At 70.2% G+C, this 14,743-nt stretch carries 13 protein-coding genes; 7 read left to right on the top strand and 6 right to left on the bottom strand.

Translation table 11 applies throughout. The features are described 5' to 3' along the window. The first annotated feature begins 140 nt into the window (after positions 1–140). The 5 genes from QM701_RS11000 to QM701_RS10980 all read left to right on the top strand — a co-directional run bounded on the left by QM701_RS11000 (position 141) and on the right by QM701_RS10980 (position 4,215). Positions 141–1,709, top strand: coding sequence for an ATP-binding protein (locus tag QM701_RS11000; protein WP_415167102.1), 1,569 nt, complete (start codon positions 141–143; stop codon positions 1,707–1,709). Further along, positions 1,702–2,349 carry a response regulator transcription factor gene (locus QM701_RS10995; RefSeq protein ID WP_415167101.1) on the top strand — a complete coding sequence of 216 codons (648 nt, stop codon included), beginning with the start codon at positions 1,702–1,704 and terminating at the stop codon, positions 2,347–2,349. The genes QM701_RS11000 and QM701_RS10995 overlap by 8 nt, the downstream gene beginning before the upstream one ends. Positions 2,350–2,427: 78 nt before the next feature. Next, the gene (locus QM701_RS10990; protein ID WP_415167100.1) at positions 2,428–2,757 is read left to right on the top strand and encodes a hypothetical protein; all 330 of its coding nucleotides are present in this window, start codon (positions 2,428–2,430) and stop codon (positions 2,755–2,757) included. Further along, entirely contained in the window at positions 2,757–4,019 is a 1,263-nt protein-coding gene (locus tag QM701_RS10985; protein ID WP_415167099.1) for a putative Na+/H+ antiporter, read from the top strand. Before QM701_RS10990 ends, QM701_RS10985 begins: the two co-directional genes overlap by 1 nt. Before the next feature lie 13 nt (positions 4,020–4,032). Then, the gene (locus tag QM701_RS10980) at positions 4,033–4,215 is read left to right on the top strand and encodes a hypothetical protein (protein ID WP_415167098.1); all 183 of its coding nucleotides are present in this window, start codon (positions 4,033–4,035) and stop codon (positions 4,213–4,215) included. A gap of 124 nt (positions 4,216–4,339) precedes the next feature. Here QM701_RS10980 and pta read toward each other — a convergent pair whose 3' ends face one another. The 6 genes from pta to QM701_RS10950 form a co-directional block, all read right to left on the bottom strand. Beyond that, positions 4,340–6,400, bottom strand: coding sequence for a phosphate acetyltransferase (gene pta / locus QM701_RS10975; RefSeq protein ID WP_415167097.1), 2,061 nt, complete (start codon positions 6,398–6,400; stop codon positions 4,340–4,342). A 440-nt stretch (positions 6,401–6,840) separates the two neighbouring features. Further along, positions 6,841–8,061 (bottom strand): ABC transporter permease, encoded by a 1,221-nt coding sequence (locus tag QM701_RS10970; protein WP_415167096.1) that lies wholly within the window; start codon positions 8,059–8,061, stop codon positions 6,841–6,843. Next, a complete protein-coding gene (locus QM701_RS10965; protein WP_415167095.1) occupies positions 8,058–8,756 on the bottom strand; it encodes an ABC transporter ATP-binding protein in 699 nt (232 codons plus the stop codon). Before QM701_RS10965 ends, QM701_RS10970 begins: the two co-directional genes overlap by 4 nt. 9 nt (positions 8,757–8,765) lie before the next feature. Further along, positions 8,766–10,064: an efflux RND transporter periplasmic adaptor subunit gene (locus QM701_RS10960; RefSeq protein ID WP_415167094.1), complete on the bottom strand. Its 1,299-nt coding sequence runs from the start codon at positions 10,062–10,064 to the stop codon at positions 8,766–8,768. Beyond that, a complete protein-coding gene (locus tag QM701_RS10955) occupies positions 10,061–11,524 on the bottom strand; it encodes an efflux transporter outer membrane subunit (RefSeq protein WP_415167093.1) in 1,464 nt (487 codons plus the stop codon). Before QM701_RS10955 ends, QM701_RS10960 begins: the two co-directional genes overlap by 4 nt. A gap of 189 nt (positions 11,525–11,713) precedes the next feature. Further along, positions 11,714–12,310 carry a periplasmic heavy metal sensor gene (locus QM701_RS10950; RefSeq protein WP_415167092.1) on the bottom strand — a complete coding sequence of 199 codons (597 nt, stop codon included), beginning with the start codon at positions 12,308–12,310 and terminating at the stop codon, positions 11,714–11,716. Between the two features lie 304 nt (positions 12,311–12,614). Here QM701_RS10950 and QM701_RS10945 point away from each other — a divergent pair, with 304 nt between their 5' ends. Both QM701_RS10945 and QM701_RS10940 read left to right on the top strand, forming a co-directional pair. Beyond that, positions 12,615–13,352: a response regulator gene (locus tag QM701_RS10945; protein ID WP_415167091.1), complete on the top strand. Its 738-nt coding sequence runs from the start codon at positions 12,615–12,617 to the stop codon at positions 13,350–13,352. After that, positions 13,349–14,692 (top strand): ATP-binding protein, encoded by a 1,344-nt coding sequence (locus QM701_RS10940; protein WP_415167090.1) that lies wholly within the window; start codon positions 13,349–13,351, stop codon positions 14,690–14,692. The genes QM701_RS10945 and QM701_RS10940 overlap by 4 nt, the downstream gene beginning before the upstream one ends. Positions 14,693–14,743 lie beyond the last annotated feature (51 nt).

Here is a 14,743-nt window from a genome sequence, read left to right as displayed (position 1 = left end):
GATTCCAGTGAGGTGGCGAAAGCAAAATTATAGCAACCCCCTCCCGGCCCTTCCCCGAATCCCGTAGCGTTTTTGTAACCGGCGGCCCGGCCCTTGGTTTACCATCTCCGCCGACAAGGGAACCGGGAGATTCTCGCGGCATGGCCGAACGGACGACGAAAAAGCGGTTGATCCTCTACGCGCTGTTCGTCGCGGGCTATCTGGCGCTCGATCAGGCGAGCTACGTCTTCCCCCTGCCGGGATTCAACGTCACCCCCTGGAATCCGCAGCCGAGCCTCGCCGTCGCGCTGCTCATGCTGTGCGGGCAGAGGACGATCTGGGTGGTTTACCTGGCGATCCTGGCGGCGGAGCTGCTGTTCCGCTTCGCCGTCACGACGCTGCCCTCATCGCTGCTCGTCGCCGCGGTCATGGCTCTCGGCTATTCGGCGATGGCCGCCGCGCTGCGCGGCCGCCGGCCGATCGCGCCGTCGCTGCGCCACCGCGGCGACGTGGTGCGCCTGCTCGCCGTCGTCACCCTCGGCAGCCTGGGCATCGGGCTGGCCCTCGTCCTGGCCGTGACGGTCACGCGCGGGCCGGTTGACGGGGCGCTGTCGGCGTGGCTGCGCTTCTGGATCGGCGATACCGTCGGCATGGTCGTCACGCTGCCGCTGGTGCTGATGCTCTCCGACGAGCTCCGCCGCGCGCAGATCGCCGCCCTGCTGCGGCGGCGCGAGTTCATGGTGCAGTGCGCGGCGCTGGTGGCCACCCTGCTGCTGGTGTTCTCGCTGCCGGAATCCTTGCGCCTGGAGTTCTTCTACCTGCTCTTCCTGCCGCTGATCTGGATCTCGGTGCGGCACGGGCTGGCCGGCACGGCGCCGGTCATGGCGGTGGTGCAGGTGGGCGTCATTCTCGGGGTCATCCGTTCGGGGGCGAGCTCGCTGTCGGTGCTGGAGCTGCAGATGCTGCTGCTGGCGTTGGCCATCGTCGGCTTCTTCATCGCGGTGGCCGTCGACGAGCGGCAGGAAATCTCGGAAAGCCTGCGGCGCACGCTCAAGCTCGCCGCCGCCGGCGAGATGGCGGCGGCCATCGCGCACGAGCTCAACCAGCCGCTGACCGCGCTGAACAACTACGCGCAGGCCTGCCTGACGATCGCCGGGCAGGCGGAGCGGCGGCCGGACGATCCGCTGCCGCGCGTGCTGGCGCAGATGTCCGCCGAAGCCCTGCGCGCGGGGGACGTCATCCGGCGCCTGCGCGAACTCTTCAAGGGCGGGCGCCTGGAGCGCACCGAATGCGACCTCGGCCGCCTGCTGACGGAAACCGTGGCGGCGTTCCGCGACAGGCATCCGGAGGTGTCGGTCACGGCCAGCATGCCGCCGGAACCGGTGTTCGCCCGCGTCGACGAGGTGCAGGTCGCGCTGGTCCTGCGCAACCTGCTGCAAAACGCGCTGGAGGCCGTGCACGGCGCGGCGGAAAAACGCATCGAGGTGAGCCTCGGCGAAGAGGACGGCTGGCTGCGGATCGAAGTCGCCGACTCCGGCCCCGGCGTGGCGGCTGGGCGCCAGGACAGGATCTTCGAGCCGTTCTCCTCGGACAAGCCGTCCGGCATGGGCATCGGCCTGTCGCTGAGCCGCACCATCATCGAGTCGCACGGCGGCGAGCTGGGCGTCGAAGCCGGCGCCGGCGGACGCTTCCATTTCACCCTGCCCGCGGACGGAGCGCGCCATGAGTGAGCTGACGGAACGGCTGGACGACCTGCTGACCGTATTCATCGTCGACGACGACGCTTCGGTGCGCGACTCGCTGGCCCTGCTGCTCGGCTTGCGCGGCTACCGCACGCGCGTCTTCGCCAGCGCCGATTCCTTCCTCGCCGTCGCGGCCGGCGAGTCGGGCCGCTGGGCGGGCTGCCTGCTGACCGACATCCGCATGCCCGGGATGTCCGGGCTCGAACTGCTGGAGCGCCTCGCCGAGCTGGAAATCGCGCTGCCGGTCATCGTCATGTCGGCGCACGGCGACGTGGCGTCCGTCCGCCAGGCGTTCCGGCAGGCGGCCGTCGATTTCCTGGCCAAGCCCTTCGCGGAAGCCGACCTGATCGCCGCGATCGGGCAGTCGTTCGACGCCGAGCGCCGCCGCCTGCGGGCGGCCATGCTGCGGCGCCAACAGCATGGCCTGATCGATTCCCTGACCGGGCGCGAGCGCGAGATCTGCGGGCTGATCATCGACGGGCTCTCCAATCACGAGATCGCCGCCCGGCTGGGGATCAGCCACCGCACGGCGCAGGTGCACCGCGGCCACGTCATGCGCAAGATGGGAGCGACGACGCTGGCCGAACTGATCGCGGCCTGCCGGAGACCTGCCGACACGCAGACGTAAGCGTTTTGGCGTAGGCGAATCGCCCAATTTTCCGCGTTTTCACGCTTCGCTATCCTCCCTGGAAAGGAGGAGAGGGCGATGAAACGCCTCTGGCTGGTGATTTATCCCGAGCTTGGCCGGTTCCCGGAAGCGGAGCGCAAGGAGGCGCTGCGACGGGCGAACCTGGGCGATTTCGACGGCATCGAGCTGGCCGGGATGGCGTTCGGCCTGATCGCCACCACGGCCTTGACGCGCTTCGCCGCGGCGGCCACACCGGCCGGCTATCTGCTCGAACTGCTGGCCTGCTTCTGCGTGGCGGTTCCCCTGCTGGCGCTGTTCGTCGGCCCCTTCCTGATCCGCCGCACCCGGCGCGGCCTCAGACTCCATCGTTCACGCCGGCATTCCTACCACCGAGAGGCGCATTCATAATGGCCCAGACGATTCTCCAATGGGTTGCGGCCGCACTGTTCTTCCTGGCCATCCTGCACACTTTTTCGACCGTCTACTTTGCCCGGATGGCGCACCGGCACGTCGAGCATGCGGGGGTGTTCCACCTGCTCGGCGAGGTCGAGGTGGTGTTCGGCGTCTGGGCGATGCTGCTGGTCATCGCGATGGCCGGCCTGCTCGGCCGGATGGACACCATCGACTATCTGGACAGCCGCAATTTCACCGAGCCGATGTTCGTCTTCGCGATCATGGTGGTGGCGGCGAGCAAGCCCATCCTGCATTTTTCCCGGGACATCGTGCGCTTCCTGGCGACCCTGCTGCCGCTGCAGTCGAGCGTCGCGTTCTATTTCGTCTCGCTGTCCTTCGTGCCGCTGCTCGGCTCGTTCATCACCGAGCCGGCGGCCATGACGCTGGCCGCGTTCATGCTGCGCGACATGTTCTTCTCGCGCGGCATCTCGACCCGGCTCAAGTACGCGACGATCGGCGCGCTGTTCGTGAACGTCTCCATCGGCGGCGTGCTGACGCCGTTCGCCGCGCCGCCGGTGCTGATGGTGGCCGGCAAGTGGGGCTGGGACATCGCCTTCATGATCACCACCTTCGGCTGGAAGGCCGCGCTGGCGGTCGGCGTCAACGCGCTGGCCGTCACCTACTTCTTCCGCCGGGAACTGCGCGAGCTGCGCATCGAATCCCCGGCCCGCCGCGCCGAAAGCGACATGCCGCGCTTCGTCACCGCCATGCACCTGCTGTTCCTGACGGGCGTCATCGTGTTCGCGCACCATCCGCCGATCTTCATGGGGCTGCTGCTGTTCTTCCTCGGCTTCGCCTCGGCGTACAAGCGCTACCAGGACCGGCTCATCCTGCGGGAAGGGCTGCTGGTGTCCTTCTTCCTGGCCGGGCTGGTGGTCCTCGGCGGACAGCAGCAATGGTGGCTGCAGGAGCTCCTGCTGAACATGGACGCCAGCAGCCTCTATTTCGGCGCCACCGCGCTGACCGCGGTGACCGACAACGCGGCCCTGACCTACCTGGGCTCGCTGGTCGAAGGCCTGCCCGACGACTTCAAGTACGCGCTGGTCGCCGGCGCGGTGTCGGGGGGCGGCCTGACAGTCATCGCCAATGCGCCGAATCCGGCCGGCTTCGCCATCCTCAAGGGGCATTTCCCCGGCCAGACGATCCGCGCGCCGGGCCTGCTGCTCGCCGCGCTGCCGCCGACCCTGGTGGTGATCCTGGTGTTCTACGTCCTGTGAAAGGAGGCCGGCCATGACCCGCTTCGAACAGCTCATCGACTGGTTCGCCACGCTGCCCGCCGAATTCGCCTTCCTGCTCGCGCTGCCCTTCGTCGTGGCGATCGTCGGCCTGCTCAGGAAGGAAACGCCGCGGCACGAGGCCGGCAAGCAGCACAAGCCCCCGCGGCACGCGCCGAGGCGGCCTCGCCTGGCCTGATCGGCCTCTCGCCGCCCGGCCGGGGCGCGATCAAAACCGGCGTCGCCAAAAGAAGAACCCCGTCTTCCGGAAAAGACGGGGTTCGGCGACTTTCGGGCCGCCCAATGGGGCGGCTTTCCCTGGCTCAGCCCTGCGGCGTGGACGCGGCCTGGATGGCGGTGAGCGCGATGGTGAACACGATGTCGTCGACCAGCGCGCCGCGCGAGAGGTCGTTCACCGGCTTGCGCAGCCCCTGCAGCATCGGGCCGACGGACAGCACGTTGGCGCTGCGCTGGACGGCCTTGTAGGTGGTGTTGCCGGTGTTCAGGTCGGGGAAGATGAACACCGTGGCCTGGCCGGCGACCGGGCTGTTCGGCGCCTTCTGCCGGCCGACGTCGTACACCGACGCGGCGTCGTACTGCATCGGGCCGTCGAGCACCAGCTCCGGGAACTGCGTATGGGCGATCTCGGTGGCCTGGCGCACCTTCTCGACGTCCTCGCCCGAGCCCGAGCTGCCGGTGCTGTAGCTGATCATCGCCACCTTGGGCGCGATGCCGAAGGCGGTCGCGCTGTCGGAGGTCTGCTTGGCGATCTGCGCCAGCTCCTCGGCCGTCGGGTTGGGGTTGATCGCGCAGTCGGCGTAGGCCAGCACCTGGTCGGGCATGAGCATGAAGAAGACCGACGAGACGATCGACGAGCCCGGCGCCGTCTTGATCAGCTGCAGCGCCGGCCGCACGGTGTTGGCCGTGGTGTGCACCGCGCCGGAGACCAGGCCGTCAACCTCGTTGACCGCCAGCATCATGGTGCCGAGCACCACGGTGTCCTCGAGCTGGGCGGCGGCCATCTGCTGCGTCAGCCCCTTGGACTTGCGCAGCTCGACCATCGGCGGGATGTATTTTTCGCGCACGCTGTCCGGGTCGACGATTTCCAGGTTCTTCTCCGGCAGCGTCACGCCCTGCGCGGCGGCGACGGCCTCGATGGCGTCGCGCTTGCCGAGCAGCACGCAGTGGGCGATGTCCTTCTCGGCGCAGATCGCCGCGGCGCGCACCGTGCGCGGCTCGTCACCCTCCGGCAGCACGATGCGCTTGTGCGCGGCGCGCGCCTTCTGGATGAGCTGGTAGCGGAAGGCCGGCGGCGACAGCTTGATCGATTCCGGCATGTGGAAGGAGCCGGTGATCGCGTTGATGTCGAGGTGCTCGGCGACGGTGTCGAGCACGGCGTTCATGCGCTCGGTGTCGTCGCTCGGCACGTCGGTCGGGATCTTGTTGATCGCCCGGGCGGTGACGAAGCTGTCGCCCTTGGTGCGCAGGATCGGCAGGCCGTTGCTCAGCGCCGGCCCGGCCAGGTCCATCAGTTCCGGCGCGATCGAGCTGTTGTGGGTGAGCAGCAGGCCGGCGAGCGGGATGCCCCGGCTGGCGGCCAGCGCCACCACCATCACGATGTCGTCGCGGTCGCCGGTGGCGATGACCAGCGTGCCCGGACGCAGGCGCGGAATGATCGCGGCGGCGGAACGCGCGGTGAGAATGGGGTCGAGGACGCGCCGGGTGGCCATCTCGCCGGCGACGATGATTTCCGCGTCCAGGTGGCGGGCCACGTCCACCACGCGCGGCGCCTGCAGCAGCGGCGTCTCATGCACGACGCCCCACAGCGGGACCTTACCGAGGCGGCGCTTGATCTCCTCGGGCGCGTAGTCCTCGGGCGCCATGTTGATGATCGCGCCGGCGACGCGGCAGCCTTCGTTGACGTACTGGCTGATGGTCAGGCGCAGATCGGCCGCCGCGCTCGGCGCGCGGGCGTCGGCGACGACCACCACCTCGGCCTTGAGGCTGCGCGCCATGTCGATGTTGAGCTGCGAGGTGAACGGATAGGCCGGGTCGGTGTGCAAGCCCTCGACGACCAGCACGCTGGCGCCGTCGCCGGCGTTCATGCACAGCGTGACGATCTCCTCCATCAACTCGTTGGTCTGGTTGGCCGCGATCTGTTCCGCCACGTCCTGCAGCGGAACGGCCTCGGGCACGGGGGCGGGGAAGATTTCGCGTGCGAAATGCACCGAGGTGTCGCCGATCTCCTGGGCGACCGGCTTGGCGAAACGCACGTCGACGCCGTTGCGCTGGAGGGCACGCACGATCCCCAGCGTGACGGAAGTGAGACCGACGTCTTGCCGGGCCGGGACGACAAGGAAGGTCTGGGTGAAGCTCTGACTCATTTTTGCAAATCTCCTGAGGTGGATGGCAGGCTTTTTTTATTGTTGTGCGCACCGGCGATCGATTCGCGGCTGATCGGCTTGGCGGACGGCGGGCAGAAAGCGCCGGAGGATCGAAACGGGCGTTTCATGGTCGCTGGGGGCAAGGCGGGTCGCAAGGCAATACCGGATTTCCACATTGTATAGCCGGCGGCGCCCTCCGACATCAGTATCGGCCTACATTCGGCTGCTGTTTTTCCTCTATTGTTGGTTTTTCGGGACGCGCCTGTTATGCCGATAGTATGTTTTCTCGGGCGATTGGCTTGATGATCGGACCGCATCGCCGCCGCTCTTCGCCGCCGAGTGAATGGCGGGCGTCGTCGCTCCAAAGAACGGATGACGCAGACGAGCCATCCGGGAGAGGAAAACAGGAAAACCGGCCTGCTCACATGGCCGGCCGGGCTTTACTCGAAGCGCAGCGCGACGATCGGGTCGAGGCTGGCCGCGCGCCGCGCCGGCATGTAGCCGAAGACGATGCCGATGGCGCCGGAGAAGAAGAAGGCCAGCAGGTTGATGCCGGGGTTGAACAGGAAGGGCATGTGCATCAGCGCGGTGAGGCCGAGGCAGACGATCAGCGCCAGCGCGATGCCGACCAGGCCGCCGAGCGCCGAGAGCACCACCGCCTCGATCAGGAACTGCAGCAGCACTTCGTGCTCCAGCGCGCCGATCGCCAGCCGGATGCCGATCTCGCGGGTGCGCTCGGTGACCGAGACGAGCATGATGTTCATGATGCCGATGCCGCCGACCAGCAGGCTGACCGCCGCCACCGCGCCGAGCAGGCCGGTCAGCGTGCGGATGGTGCCGGAGAGCGTTTCGGCGATCTGCTTGGTGTCCATCACGTGGAAGTCGTCGTCGGCGTTCTCCGAAAGCTTGCGCCGCTCGCGCATCAGCTTGCGGATCTGTTCCATGACCGGGTCGGCGGTGACGCCGTCGCGCATCGACAGCATCAGCGTCAACACGTCGGTGACGTTGCCGGTCAGGCGGCGCTGCGCGGTGCGGATCGGCATCAGCACCGTGTCGTCCTGATCCTGGCCCATTGCGCCCTGGCCCTTGGCCTGCAGCACGCCGACGATCTCGCAGGTGAAGTTCTTCACGCGCAGTTCGTCGCCGAGCGGCGAGCCGCGCGGAAACAGCTGCTTCCTGACCGTGTCGCCGATGATGCACACCGCCTTGCCGGCGGCCTCCTCGTCGTCCTGGAACTGCCGGCCGGCGGCGATCTGCCAGTTGCCGGCGGTGAAGTAGTCGTTGCTGGTGCCGCTGACCTGCGACTGCCAGTTCTGGTTGCCGGCCACCAGCGTGACCTTGCTGCCGACCAGCGGCGCGACGGCCTTGAGCGCGGGGATCTGGGTCTGCAGCGCCTCGACGTCGGCCAGTTTGAAGTTCGGCGCGCCGGCGCTGTCGCGGCCCGGGCCGAGCTGCTGGCCGGGGCGCAGGATCAGCAGGTTGCTGCCGAGGCCGGAAATCTGGTCGGAGACCATGCGCGTCGCGCCGTTGCCGAGGGTGACCATGGTGATCACCGCGGCGACGCCGATGACCACGCCGAGCACGGTCAGGAACGAGCGCATCAGGTTGCGCCGGATCGCGCGCAGGGCGAGCAGCAGGGCGTTGAGCAGCATCTGGGTCATGTGCGTTCCTTCCCCTCGTCGCTGGCCACCAGCCCGTCGACGAACTTCACGGTACGGTCGGCGTAGTGGGCCATCTCCGGCTCGTGCGTGACCATGATCACGGTGATGCCCTGTTCGCGGTTGAGCGCCACCAGCAGGTCCATGATCTCGTGCCCGCGCTGGCTGTCGAGGTTGCCGGTCGGCTCGTCGGCGAGCAGCACCAGCGGGCGGGTGACGATGGCGCGGGCGATGGCCACGCGCTGCTGCTGGCCGCCGGAGAGTTCGGCCGGCGTGTGATGTTCCCAGCCGTTCAGACCGACCTGCGCCAGCGCCTCGCGCGCCGCGGCGTGCCGCGTGGCCGTTTCGGTGCCGCGGTAGAGCAGCGGCAGCTCGACGTTCTCCTGTGCCGAGGTGCGCGAGAGCAGGTTGAAGCCCTGGAAGACGAAGCCGAGGTAGTGCCGGCGCAGCAGGGCGCGCTGGTTGCGCGACAGCGCCTCGACGGCGATGTCGCGGAAGCGGTAGACGCCGTCGGTCGGTCCGTCCAGGCAGCCGAGGATGTTGAGCGCCGTCGACTTGCCCGAGCCGCTCGGCCCCATGATCGCCACGAACTGGCCGGGCGGGATGTCCAGATCGACGCCCTTGAGCGCCTGGAAGGCGGCCACGCCCTGGCCGTAGGTCTTGGTGATGCCGCGCAGGGAAATCAGGGCCTCAGCCATGGCGGGCGCTCACTTGGCCTTTTCCTGATAATCGACGATGACCGCCATCCCCGCCTGCAGCTCGCCGCCGGTGATCTCGGTCTGGCGGCCGTTGCTGACGCCGGTCTGCACGCTGACGGCGGCGGGCTGGCCGTCGCGCAGCACCCACACCTGCTTGCTCGCGCCCGGCGCCGGCGCGGTCTGGACCTGCTGCTGGCGGCGCGGCTGCGGTGGCCGCGGCAGCAGGCGCGAGAGGACGCTGCCCGACGGTTTGGCCGCCGTCCCCGAGGCGGCGGTCGGCGGCGAGAAGCGCAGCGCCGCGTTCGGCACCAGCAGCGCGTTTTCGCGGTTGGCGGTGATGATGCGCGCGGTGGCGGTCATGCCGGGCCGCAGCGCCAGATCGTCGTTGGTCACCGCGAGCACGGTCTTGTAGGTGACGACGTTGTCGGTGGTCGTCGAGCCGACGCCGACGCGCCGGATGGTCGCCGGGAAATTGCGCCCCGGCCAGGCCGAGACGGTGAAACTGGCGGTCTGCCCGAGCTTGACCGAACTGACGTCGGCCTCGTCGACCTTGACCTGGAGTTCCATCTGGGTCAGGTCCTCGGCGATGGTGTACAGCACCGGCGTGGTCATCTGCGCGGCCACCGTCTGGCCGGGCTCGACCTTGCGCGTCAGCACCACGCCGTTGATCGGCGAGCGGATCGCGGCCTTCTGGATGTTGGTTTCGTCGGTCTGCAGCGTGGCCTTGGCCTGCGAGACCGAGGCGCGGGCGCTGGCGAGATTGGCCACGGCGCGCTGGTACGAGGCTTCCCCCGTCTCCAGCTCGCTCTTCGAAGGCACCTTGCCGCCGGACAGTTCGGCGACGCGGCGCAGGCGTTCCAGGTTGGCGCGCGCCTCGCCGAGCGTGGCCTCGTTCTGCGCCACGTCGGCCTCGGCGGCGGCCAGCGCGGCCTTGGACTTGGCCACCGCGTCGCGCAGCTTGGCCATGTCCAGGCGGGCGATCACCTGGCCCTTGGTGACCTGATCGTTCTCCTCGGCCAGCACGGCTTCCAGCGTGCCCGAGAGTTCGCTGCCGACGTCGACCGAGCGCGTCGGCTGCAGCGTGCCGCTGGCCGAGATGCTGACCACCAGGTTGCCGGTGACCGCGTCCTCGGTGAGGTAGCGCCCGGCCGCGTCGTCGCCGTTGCCGGCGAACAGGGCGAGCAGCACGACGAGGCCGGCGCCGGCCAGCGCGATGAGCGTCCAGCGCCGGCGCTTGCCGGGGGAGGCGGCGCCGGTCTTGAGAAAATCCGGGGTGGCGGTGTCGTTGGGTCGTTCGCTGGCGGTCATGATCGGGAAGGCTCCGTCGATGCGGCGGTTTCTGCGTTGTTCCAGCCGCCGCCCAGCGCCTTGTACAGCTGGATGACGGCGGTGAGTACGTCGGCCTCGGCGCTGGCCAGGTTGTCCTGCGCGGTGAGCAGCGTGCGCTCGGTCTCCAGTACGCTCTGGAAGTTGACGAGGCCCGCCTGATATTGCGCGCGCGCCAGTTCGGCCGCATTGGCGGCGGCGCTCGCGGCGCGGCTGCGGGCGTCGACCCGGTCGCGGCCGTTGGCGTAGGCGGCCATCGCGTTTTCCACGTCCTCCAGCGCGGTGAGCAGGCTCTTTTCCCAGGCCACGAAGGCCTGGTCCTGCACGGCGGTCTGGGCGGCGACGCGGCTTTCCACCCGGCCGGCGTCGAACAGCGGGCCGGCGAGGCTGGCGGCCAGCGAGCGCACGACGCTGTTGCCGCCGTCGAGCGCGGACAGGGCGAAAGCCTTCCAGCCGAACGAGCCGGAGAGCGTCAGGCTCGGATAGCGGTCGGCCTCGGTTTGCGCGGTGCGGGCGATCTCGGCGCGCAGCGTGAGTTCGGCGGCGCGCACGTCCGGCCGCTGGCGCAGCGTGTCGGCCGGAATGCCGACCGCGATCCCGTCCGGCGCCGCCGGCAGCGGCCGGGTTTCGCGCAGCGTCTCGCGCAGGCTGCCCGGCGCCTGTCCGACGAGGATGGCGAGGCGGTGCTCGGCCTCGGCGCGCGTGGTTTCCAGGCCGGGAATCGAGGCGCGGCTCTGTTCGAGGTTGGTGCGCGCCTGCTCGACGTCGAGGCGGGTGACGAGCCCGGCCATTTCCCGCCATTCGGTGATCTGCAGGGTCTCGGCCTGGCTGTCCACGTTGGCGCGCACGATGGCGAGGCGCTGCTGGCTGGCGCGCAGGGTCACGTATTCGAGCGCCACTTCGGCGGCCAGCGAGGCGCGCGTCGATTCCAGGCCGGCCTGCGCCGCGGCCGCGTCGGCGAGCGCCGCGTCGGCGGCGTCGCGCAGGCCGCCGAAGATCGACGGCTCCCAGCTGGCGTCGAAGCCGGCGGCGTAAAGCGTCTGCGATTTCCCGCTGCCGCCGGCCTCGCTGCCAGAGCGCGAGCGGGTGGCGCCGACGGAGACGCCGACGCTCGGGTAGAGGTTGGCCACGGCCAGGTCGCGCGCGGCGCGGGCCTGGCGCAGCTTGGCCTGGGCGCTGCGCACGTCGGGCGCGGCCGCCAGCGCGGCGTCGATCAATTGTTCAAGCCGGGCGTCGCCGAACTGGCGCCACCAGGCGGCGAGCACGGCCGGCGCCGGCGCGGCGCCGCGCAGCAGCGGCGCCGAGGCCGACCAGGCGCCGGGAACCGCGACCGTGGCGGCAGCCATGGCCTCGGCCTGCCGCTGGTCCAGCGAAGCGCAGCCGCCGAGCGCGAAGACGAGCACGGCGGCCAGCGGGGTGATCCGGTGGAACTGAATGCGCACGATGTCCCTTGGTGATGGTTGGCGGCGAAAACCTCGAATTATCGGACACCCGTCCGGCGGCCGGCGCCGGACGGCAAGAGCGGGATGGTAAATCCATGTTAGGCATTTGTCGCCCCGGCCTCCCTCGGACGCCGGCGGGTGGCCGCCGGCATCCTCCGGGCGCCGCAGGGCGAGGCGGGTCCGGCCGGATCAGTTCTGCGGCGCCGGCGCCGGAGCGGGAGCAGGGGCATGGCGCGGGGCGTGCCGCGGCTGGCCGCGTCCGGGCCGGTCACGGCCGTGGTCCGCCATGCGCTCCATGCGCTCCGCGCCGTCCTTGAAGAACAGGCGGGCCTTTTCCTTCTGTCCCGCGCCGAGCGAGTCGTAGACCGCGAACCAGCGCTCGCGGACCGCGTCGCGCTGCTTCAACCCTTCGGCGCGCAGCTCGTCCATGCGCTTGGCCACGGCGCGCAGGTCGGTGCCCGGCTGATCGAGCATGGCCTTGATCTCGGCGTGATCCTTGGCCATGCGCGCGCGCATCGCGTCGCGGTGTTCGCGGGCGGACGCCTCGGCGTCCTTCCACAAGGCTTCCTGCTGCGCGTCGAGCTTCAGTTCGTCATGCAGGCGGGAGAAGGCGCGCCCGTGGAATCCGGGCGCCATGGCGTGCGCGGCGCCCGGTCCGCCGTGCCCATAGCCGGGGCCGCCCGCCGGGCAGTCGCCGCGCGGCGCGGCGAAGCTGCCGCCGGCGGCGAGGCCGAGCGACAGGACGAGAACGGTGGCGAGTGCGCGAGGGGTGGCAAGTCGTTTCATGATGACGGTCTCCTGTAGGGTTCGATCGGCCCACGGACGCCGGGAAGCAGCGCCGTATCCGATGGCTGCATTTTCGGCGCCGCGCCGTTGCAAAGGATTTCGAGGCGGGAGGAGTTCATTGCAAATTGTTTCCCCGGAAGCGCCGATCCGTCCGCCGGCGGGCGCGGCCGTTTTTCCGGCGGGACGGGCGCCATGCCGCGAGTCCCGCATTCTCCCGCAATTGCAAATTGTTTCAATTGCCGCTCCGGCGTCCGGCGGACGCCTAGAATGGGCGACAGTCATCCTGCCGCCGAGTACCGCGCCCATGAAAAAGATCCTGCTGGTCGACGACGATCCCGAGCTGCGCCAGCTGCTGGCGACCTATCTGGGGCGCCACGGCTTCGATACCTTGCTGCTGCCCGACACGCGCCAGCTCGACGCCTTTCTCGAACGCTACCAGCCGCAGCTGATCGTGCTCGACCTGATGATGCCGGGCGAGGACGGGCTGGCCGCCTGCCGCCGCCTGCGCGCGCGCGGCGAGATGCGGCCGATCATCATGCTCACCGCGCGCGACGAGCCGGTCGACCGGGTCATCGGCCTGGAAATGGGCGCCGACGACTACGTCGGCAAGCCGTTCGACCCGCGCGAGCTGGCCGCCCGCATCGACGCGGTGCTGCGCCGGGGGACGCCGAACGCCGCGGCGCCGGTGCTGCAGGGCGGCGCCGTGCGCTTCGGCGACTGGGAATTCGACCGGGCCGGCCGCCAGCTGTCGCGCACCGGGCAGGCGGTGGCGCTGACCAGCGGCGAGTTCGCCCTGCTCAACGCGCTGGTGAGCAACGCCGGCCGGCCGATGAAGCGCGAGCGGCTGCTCGAACTGACACGCGGCGAGGACAGCGAGTCGTTCGACCGGGCCATCGACGTGCAGATGCATCGCCTGCGCCGGCTGGTCGAGGACGATCCGGCGCATCCGCGCTATCTGCAGACGGTGTGGGGCGTCGGCTACGTCTTCGTGCCCGACGCCGATCCCGCCGCCGCGTCCAACCCGCCGGACGGCCGGCCGTGAGCGGCTCCCGCTTGTTCCGCGCCGGCTTCTTCTCCGATTCGCTGGCGCTGCGCACCGTGCTGCTGGTGATCGCCGTGGTGGCGGTAGCGGAGATCACCACCTTCTCGCTGATCTTCCAGAACCGCGGCGCCATGCACCGGCACCAGACGGTGCACTACATCGCCGGCCAGGTGCGGCTGCTCCAGTCCATCCTGCCCGGCCTCGACGCCGAGTCGCGGCGGCGGCTGGAAAGCGCCGAGCCGGGCGAACAGTGGCTGCAGCTGCGCCCCGACGACGAGCAGGTGCCGGCCCGTGATCCGGAATTCGGCTTCGCGCGCGAACTCGCCGAAGATCTGCAGCAGGCGCTCGGCGAGCCGGTCAGCCTCCGCCATCCCGGGCGCGGCGTGCGCAGCGGCCTGTGGATCGGCTTCGACGCGGGCGGCGAGCGCTGGTGGCTGATCCTGCCGCCGCCGCGCTTCAAGCCCCAGGACCTGCCGCCCGACCTGTGGCTGAAGCTGGCGATCGCGCTGGCCGTGCTGATGCTGATCGCCGGCCTGTTCGTGCGCGGCATCGTGCGTCCGCTGCGGCGGCTCGGCGAGGCCGTTTCGGCCACCGGCGAGGGCAGCGCACGCCGGGTCACGCCGTCGGGTCCGCAGGAGGTGCACCGGCTGGCCGAGCGGCACAACACGATGCTCGCCCAGCTGGCGCAAGCCGAGGCCGACCGGCGCGAGATGCTGGCCGGCCTGACCCACGACCTGCGCGCGCCCCTGGCGCGCCTGCGCGTGCGCCTGGCCCTGCTGGAAAACGACGCCGAGCGCGGCGGGCTCGAACGCGACGCGGAAGACATGGAGCGCATCGTCGACCAGTGCCTGGATTTCCTGCGCAGCGAGGCGCCGCGCGCGGGCCACGGCGAGGTCCTGCCGCTGGCCGACGCGGTCAGCGACGAGGTGGCCCGCCACCGCGAGCTGGGCCGGCCGGTGAACATCGCGGTGAGCGAGGACGCGGCGGCCTGCGGCGTGTCCATCGACCGCGGCGATCTGCAGCGCCTGCTCGACAACCTGATCGCCAACGCGCTGCAGTACGGCGCGCCGCCGATCGACGTGGCGCTGTCGGTCGCGCCAGCGGGCCGCGTGCTGCTGAGCGTGCGCGACCGCGGCCCCGGCATTCCCGCAGCGGCGCGGGAGCGTGCTCTCGAAGCCTTCGCCCAGATCGACGCGGCGCGCGCCACGCGCGGCAGCTGCGGGCTGGGCCTGGCGATCGTGCGGCGCATCGTCGAGGGCGGCGGCGGCACGCTGGAACTGGCCGACGCGCCGGGCGGCGGGCTGGACGTGCGCATGGCGTTTCCCGTCCGGCCGGCGTAGCGCGGCGTCCCGGCCGCCGAACGGCCGAAGCGATCGACCTCTTCATCCCTG

Origin of the sequence: Propionivibrio sp., from assembly GCF_047602565.1 — a bacterium.
Classification (GTDB): Bacteria; Pseudomonadota; Gammaproteobacteria; order Burkholderiales; family Rhodocyclaceae; genus Propionivibrio.
The sequence above is the reverse complement of the archived record's forward strand: the minus strand, read 5'-3'. Positions and strand labels throughout refer to the sequence as shown.

Excerpts from the sequence above, each read along its gene's own strand:
- QM701_RS10960 (WP_415167094.1), bottom strand. The coding sequence starts at position 10,064 with ATGACCGCCAGCGAACGACCCAACGACACCGCCACCCCGGATTTTCTC.
- QM701_RS10995 (WP_415167101.1), top strand. The coding sequence starts at position 1,702 with ATGAGTGAGCTGACGGAACGGCTGGACGACCTGCTGACCGTATTCATC.
- QM701_RS10990 (WP_415167100.1), top strand. The coding sequence starts at position 2,428 with ATGAAACGCCTCTGGCTGGTGATTTATCCCGAGCTTGGCCGGTTCCCG.
- QM701_RS10950 (WP_415167092.1), bottom strand. The coding sequence starts at position 12,310 with ATGAAACGACTTGCCACCCCTCGCGCACTCGCCACCGTTCTCGTCCTG.
- QM701_RS11000 (WP_415167102.1), top strand. The coding sequence starts at position 141 with ATGGCCGAACGGACGACGAAAAAGCGGTTGATCCTCTACGCGCTGTTC.
- QM701_RS10980 (WP_415167098.1), top strand. The coding sequence starts at position 4,033 with ATGACCCGCTTCGAACAGCTCATCGACTGGTTCGCCACGCTGCCCGCC.
- QM701_RS10985 (WP_415167099.1), top strand. The coding sequence starts at position 2,757 with ATGGCCCAGACGATTCTCCAATGGGTTGCGGCCGCACTGTTCTTCCTG.
- QM701_RS10945 (WP_415167091.1), top strand. The coding sequence starts at position 12,615 with ATGAAAAAGATCCTGCTGGTCGACGACGATCCCGAGCTGCGCCAGCTG.
- pta (WP_415167097.1), bottom strand. The coding sequence starts at position 6,400 with ATGAGTCAGAGCTTCACCCAGACCTTCCTTGTCGTCCCGGCCCGGCAA.
- QM701_RS10970 (WP_415167096.1), bottom strand. The coding sequence starts at position 8,061 with ATGACCCAGATGCTGCTCAACGCCCTGCTGCTCGCCCTGCGCGCGATC.
- QM701_RS10965 (WP_415167095.1), bottom strand. The coding sequence starts at position 8,756 with ATGGCTGAGGCCCTGATTTCCCTGCGCGGCATCACCAAGACCTACGGC.